General features: G+C 43.3%; 4 protein-coding genes. 1 reads left to right on the top strand and 3 read right to left on the bottom strand.

The window, feature by feature from the left end; genetic code table 11:
- Both ACFE93_RS05025 and ACFE93_RS05020 read right to left on the bottom strand, forming a co-directional pair.
- The coding region (locus ACFE93_RS05025) for an NACHT domain-containing protein (RefSeq protein WP_375472299.1) at window positions 1–1074 on the bottom strand (1074 nt) is incomplete at its 3' end.
- Window positions 1075–1258: 184 nt separating this feature from the next.
- Complete coding sequence (locus tag ACFE93_RS05020) at window positions 1259–1699, bottom strand: hypothetical protein (protein ID WP_375472298.1); 441 nt, start codon at window positions 1697–1699, stop codon at window positions 1259–1261.
- Window positions 1700–1906: 207 nt separating this feature from the next.
- On the opposite strand from ACFE93_RS05020, the gene ACFE93_RS05015 reads away from it, so the two are divergent.
- On the top strand, window positions 1907–3283 hold the full coding sequence (locus ACFE93_RS05015; protein WP_375472297.1) for a dihydrolipoyl dehydrogenase family protein: 1377 nt from the start codon (window positions 1907–1909) through the stop codon (window positions 3281–3283).
- Between the two features lie 234 nt (window positions 3284–3517).
- Here ACFE93_RS05015 and ACFE93_RS05010 read toward each other — a convergent pair whose 3' ends face one another.
- On the bottom strand, window positions 3518–6409 hold the full coding sequence (locus tag ACFE93_RS05010; RefSeq protein WP_375472296.1) for a response regulator: 2892 nt from the start codon (window positions 6407–6409) through the stop codon (window positions 3518–3520).
- Between the last annotated feature and the right edge of the window lie 39 nt (window positions 6410–6448).

Below are 6448 nucleotides of genomic sequence, written 5' to 3'. Positions count from 1 at the left end.
GTCATCCACAGTAGTTGATTGCAGCAGTTGCACCAAGGCGGCGATCGCTTTTGTGCGGTCTGTTTGTTGCAGTGCTGACCTAGCTTCCTCTTTGATTGAACTCCGACTATCAATTGTCCACTTGACAATTTGTGTTACTATTTGATCTGCTCTGAAATAATCTCTAAACTCTACAATTCCTGCAGCGGCTAAAAAATAGGCGCGATATTCATAAAATTTTCGACATCCATCTTTAAAATTAACTAAAGCATCAATAAACTCTTGCTTTTGCTGTTTGAGGTTTTCTTCTTCTCGCCCTAACCAAAGTAATATTGTTTGCTTCCATTGCGGCTCAAAAATGCGATAAGTTCCTTGACTGGGATTATTGGAAACATGGTTGAGAAAGAAATGCCAGTCATCAATTGCTTTAGCAGCAAAGTACTCTTGAAATGAGGCATGAAAGAAAGCGTAAACAGGTTTTCTATTTGTATCTATATCTACACAGTTTAGCCAGCCGCGATTTAGTGCCAATTTCAGCAGTGAATTTTCATCATCAACATCTCCCAAAAACTGACTAACAAAATCCTGCTGCAAGCGAAAACGGGTTACTTCTTTATCTATGGCTTCTCTAGCTAATTCCCCTAGTTTGACATTGAGTTGCTGACGCTGCTCAGGTGTTGTAGGAATTTCCTCTTTTTTCCACTTGTAGAAGTCATCAACAAATTGCTGATAGAGTCCCGCTTGGATATCGGGTAATTTGCCATCTCCTGGTTGCCAATTCAAGCACAGCAGCGTCAACCGCAAAGGATTTTTCACTAAATCCTGAATCCGTTCCTTACCTGATTCTTTCAAAGCAGTGCATAACTGCTTCCCCTTTTCTGGATTAGTTGCAAACCATTTGTGAATAAATCTCTCTACTTGTTGTGGATAAGAAAAATCTAAACTGCGATAGATATCAAAATCATCAAGTGCATTACTGCTGCCATCCCACAGATTAACCCGACAAGTCAACACGATTCGTGCTTGAGCAATTGATCCTGCTTCACGGAATTGCCGTGCAATTTTTGTTAGCTGATTACCTGAAGATGCGGACATTTCATCTAACCCATCTAGCAGCAACCAGACATTATTTTGATTAAATAGAGCTACAAAATCATTCTTCAGTTGATGTCAGAGGATTTGTAGTCAGCTTTCGCCGTTCTGCAAGTATTTCACGGCAGACTTTGCGCCAGTCATCGGGAGTTAACTTTGTCCCATCCTCCCCAGGGGACGACTGTAGTCAAAAGTTGAAGTTATTAGTTTGGTTATTTATCTGTCCTTGATTTACAACCCCAATTTTTTCTGCTAGCTGCGTCAAATTTTGAATAGTTGGCTGTTGAGACTTGAGGGTATTTTCGATTTCTTGAATTTTTTGAGTGAGTTTTGGTTCTGCTTTTGCTGCTGCTTCCACTTCTACAACAGCTTGAGCAATTTCTGGGTCTTGTTCTGCTGCTGCTTTTAGTTCCAGCACCGCTTGACCATAATCTAATCGCTGCGGTTCATTTCCCTCAACAGCACTGGTGAGTAATGGCGATTTATTCTTTTGGCGGAGTAATCCGATTAACTTACCACCTAGCGTCCATGTAGCATCACCAATGTTTTCGCCGATTTTCTCCTGTGCTTTAGTCCAAAGCGTAGTTGCGATCGCAGTAGCAACAGCCGTCAGTGTTACAGTTACCATAAATTCACTACAAATTGAATTGATATAGAAATTTCTCGGCTCAATACCTTTTCCAATTTTTCACAGAGAATATCACGAATACTACGCACAACCTGATAAGTTGAATTTTAACTCAAATAATTTGAGTGGTTTGACTGGAATCAGCGTTGAAGAATAAGAACACCTAATTAGAACCCAAGCAAACTATCTCCAAGGAGTTTAGCACTGATGGAAACAGCAGATGTGATTGTGATCGGCAGTGGTCAAGGAGGCATTCCACTGGCGGCTGATTTTGCCAATGAGGGACGTAAGGTTGTTTTGTTTGAGCGGGATGCTTTAGGCGGTAGTTGCATCAACTATGGCTGCACTCCGTCGAAAGCGTTCTTAGCTGCGGCTCATGCAGCAGGGCGGGCGCGCCAGGGTAAGAAGTTAGGCATCCACACGCAGGTTGAAGTGGATTTTCCTGCTGTCATGGAGCGAGTTCGGGGAGTCCGCAGCAGCTTTAATCAAGGGATTCGCAAGCGATTGGAGAGTGCGGGTGTCAAAGTCATTTGTGCGGAAGCTTCTTTTGTGGATGAACGGACGGTCAAAGGTGGGGATGTTACCTTTCAGGCTCCTCTGGTAATCATTAACACAGGCACGTCCGCGCTGATTCCTGATATTCCCGGACTTGCAGGAACTCCCTACCTGACCAACCGCAACTTCTTTGACTTGAACACCTTACCAGCCCGTTTATTGGTGATTGGAGGCGGCTATATTGGCTTGGAATTGGGACAAGGATTAGCGCGTTTGGGCAGTCAGACTGACTTAATTGTGCGGGGCGATCGCGTCCTCGATCGGGAAGAGGCTGATGTCAGCAAGGTCTTAGCAGAAGCATTAAAACAGGATGGCATTGGGCTGCACTTTGGAGTTAATGTGAATCACGTCGCCCACGAGAGTAATGTGTTTAGCCTGACCCTGAGCAGTGGCGAACAACTTCAGGGAGAAGCGTTGCTGGTTGTGATTGGACGCAAACCTAATACAAGTCGATTAAATGCAGCCGCCAGCAAAATTGAGCTAGATGATCGAGGATTTATCAAAATTAATCAGCAGTTCCATACTACCTGTTCTGGAGTCTATGCGATCGGGGATGCTGCCAAACAGCCTGCCTTTACGCACGTTTCGTGGGAGGACTATCGCCGCTTAAAAGCAATTTTGTGTGGAGAAAACCGGACACGGAGCGATCGCGTCCTTGGCTATGCGGTTTACACAGAACCCCAAGTGGGGCGAGTGGGTATGACGTTAGAACAGGCTCAGAAACAAGGCATCAACGCGCGTGCTGTCACGTTACCCATGAGCCAAATTGCGCGTGCGATCGAGTGGGGGCATGACCTCGGATTTTATCGCATGGTGATCGACAGCGACACAGACAAAATCCTGGGAGCAACCCTGGTGGGGTACGAAACTGCTGAACTGGTGCATGTATTTTTATCCCTGATGGAAGCAGGAGCAACTTGGCAGTTGTTAGAGCGATCGGTTCACATCCATCCCACCTATGGTGAAGCTTTACCCAGTCTGGCACGATTGCTGCTTGGAGATAACATGCCAGGGTGTCCGAATATGTGAAGAGGTTTTATTGATTGTCCTTTGCATCCTTTGCGGTAGCCTGCCCGCTTTGCGTCTACGTTCAAAAAATTGACATTTAGAAAGAGTTTGAGTTTTAACTGACCGTATTGGGTTTTGTCTGTGTAGCCACAACTTCTAGTCGCCAAGGCTGGAAGTCAAAACAAGCGGTGCGTTAGCTTTTGGCGTAACGCATCCTACGAAAATATCTGAAACCTAATTATCAATTAACAATTTTTAATTAGAAGTGGCATTTTCTGCAACAGGATGAATTATTTCCTCCAAGGTTTGCAATAATTCTTGCTCGTTATAAGGTTTAGAAAAGTAAGCTCGTGCCCCTAGTTGCATAGCTAATTGCCGATGTTTATTGCTGCTACGAGAAGTCAGCATCGCCACAGGAATATTTTTTGTATCAACATCTGAATTTATCTTACCTAAAAAGCCATAACCATCAAGGCGAGGCATTTCAATATCGCAAATTACCGCCTCAACTCTCAATCCACTATGGAGTTTTTCTAAGGCATCTTGACCATCTTTAGCTTGCTCTACCTGATACCCTCCTTTTTCAAGGGTCAGGGCTAAAAAGCGGCGGACATTAATTGAATCATCTACGATTAAAATTGTCCCTTTCTGCTTAATAGATGCTGCTGATATTTTGTCTTCATCAAATATCAAAAACGGTGTTTTTAACCTTGCTGATGGTAATTGAGTGCCTCTGGGAGTCCGCGGATTGGTAGCAATCCAATACAGCAACTCATTGACATTCACTAGTGGCACTACTCGACCATCACCGAGAATTGTGCAGTTGCTGAAGCCTTCAGGTAAAGGTATATTCCCTTCAACTTGGCGAATCGCAACTTCTTGTTCGCCCCAGCAACGATCTATTTGGATTGCAACTGGCTGATTATTACCTTTAACTACTAACACACTGTTAGTACTAATGGCTGCCGGAATTTCCAACTCTGGGTTATTGTAGTGTAGGCAATTAAACTCTAAATAACGAATTAAGCGAATCAGTGGCAGCATGGTTCCTTGCCAATTTAAAACTTCGCTACCAGCCATCTCGAAAACTCGCTCGTCTTGCAGTAAAGATATTTCTGAAATGACATCTGTGGGAAATGCTAATAGAATTTTGTTGATTTCTACCAGCAGAACTCGAGCAACGGAAAGTGTAAAGGGTACTGAGAGGGTGAAGGTAGTACCAACTCCTGGTTCTGTATCAACTTTCACATCTCCTCGAATCAGTTTGAGGTTATTGCGAACCACATCCATACCGACACCGCGACCAGATAATGCTGTGACTTGCTCGGAGGTGGTAAAACCTGGTTCAAAAATTAGTGATAATAGTTCTTCATCACTAGCATTAGCGACTAAAGAAACATCCAATCCCATAGCTAGGGCGCGGGTGCGAATTTTCTCCAGAGAAATGCCCCAACCATCATCACGGATGGTGATGATGGTGCGATTACTGCGGTGAGTAGCTGTAATTTCAATCAATCCTTGTTCTGGTTTACCCAAAAGGTGACGCGTGGTAGAGTCTTCAATCCCATGATCGAAAGCGTTCCTTAATAGGTGCATTAAAGGTTCGTTTAAAGCTTCTAAAATGCTGCGTTCAATTAAAGTGTTGCCACCTTCAATTTTTAATTGAACATTTTTCCCATGCTCGACATTTAAATCGCGTAAAGCTCTTGGAAAACGTTCCACTAAATCGGATAGTGGTCGCATTCGGATGTGATTTAGCTTGGTTTGTAACTGTTTCGATGTTTTGTTTAGTTTCCGAGCAATATGGTCTGTATCATCTACACTGAGTTGCACATCTGTTGTAACTTCCTGTACCTGAACAATGGTTTCCATAACTTCCTGCGATCGCAAATTTAATTCGTTATAGCGATCCATTTCTAAGGCATCAAATTCTGTGTTTGTACCTTGTACTTGGTGGCCATTTCCAGTTTGCATCTGTGCCTCATTACACATGGTAGCTTGAGTGGAAATTTTATCGGAGACTATACGTAATTCCTGGTTTTCGCGGTCGAGAACTTGGACTCGCTGGTTGAGGTTACGAACGAGTTTGCGTAATCTTTCTAGTTGTGAGTTTAACCCATTGCGCTGAACAATCAGTTCCCCAAATAAATCATTAATTTGCTCTAGTTGTTTGCTAGGAACTCGGACGCTGTTTTCATGAATTTCTCGTTCTTTCCCAATGGCAATTGGCTCTCCTTTGCCTTCGCTAAATTTGGCATCTGGAGGATTCTCTTCTTTAGCAAATATTGTATTGTGTTCAGTTACATTAACAGCATTTACGTCATCGGCAAATTCTGCATCTACAAATGTAAAATTAGCTGCGATTGCTTCATCTTTAGTCCAAGTTTCTGGAGTTATCTCTGCTTGCCAAACAGCTGTGGACACCGCTTCTGTGTCGATGACATCTGTGGGGAAAAGCTGTGGTATCACTTCTGCTGGTAATAGTGGCTGAGATTGCGTATAACTACACAAATCAATTTCTGTAGGCAAGTTATCTAATTGATTCGTCAGCACCAAAGCTTGCGATCGCCGCCATGTTTGCAATGCTAACTGGGCAATTTCAGGAATGCGATCGCTACTAGCAGTTTCTAATAGCTGCGTTACCGACTCACAAAGCTTGCTAAAAGCTGGTAGCTGGAGCATTTCCCCTAAACCGCCTAATTCAGCTGCCAGGATCGCAATTTCTTCATACAATCCAGGCTGTTCGCTATCTGCCAATATAGATTCTAGACGCTGCAAACACTCTTCTACTTCTGTGGCAAATAGCAAAGGGATAACGTCTTGCCCATCCTCTGGGGATAGCATAGTTGAGGCATCTTCTGGGGTGGGGTCGCCCAAGCGATCGTGCAACTCATCAAAGATGGGATAACAAAAAGTTGCTAACCACTGATCTTCGACAACATTCCCTTCTGCAAGCAATTCTACAATTTGACGCAGCCAATCAACTCCAGATAGCAATAAACTTTGCAACTGAGTATCAATTTCTAAAGAATTTTTTTTAGTTTTTAAAACTTTAAAAGAATCTTCCAGACGGTGAGATAAATCACTTAGCGATTTAAATCCCATCATCCCTGCGCCACCTTTAATAGAATGACCCGGATTTCTCACAAGCAGTAAAAAATCAATTTACATAACTTGATGTGAGAC

It is taken from the genome of uncultured Nostoc sp. (assembly GCF_964247315.1).
Lineage (GTDB): Bacteria > Cyanobacteriota > Cyanobacteriia > Cyanobacteriales > Nostocaceae > Nostoc.
This window is presented reverse-complemented; position numbering and strand designations above follow the sequence as displayed.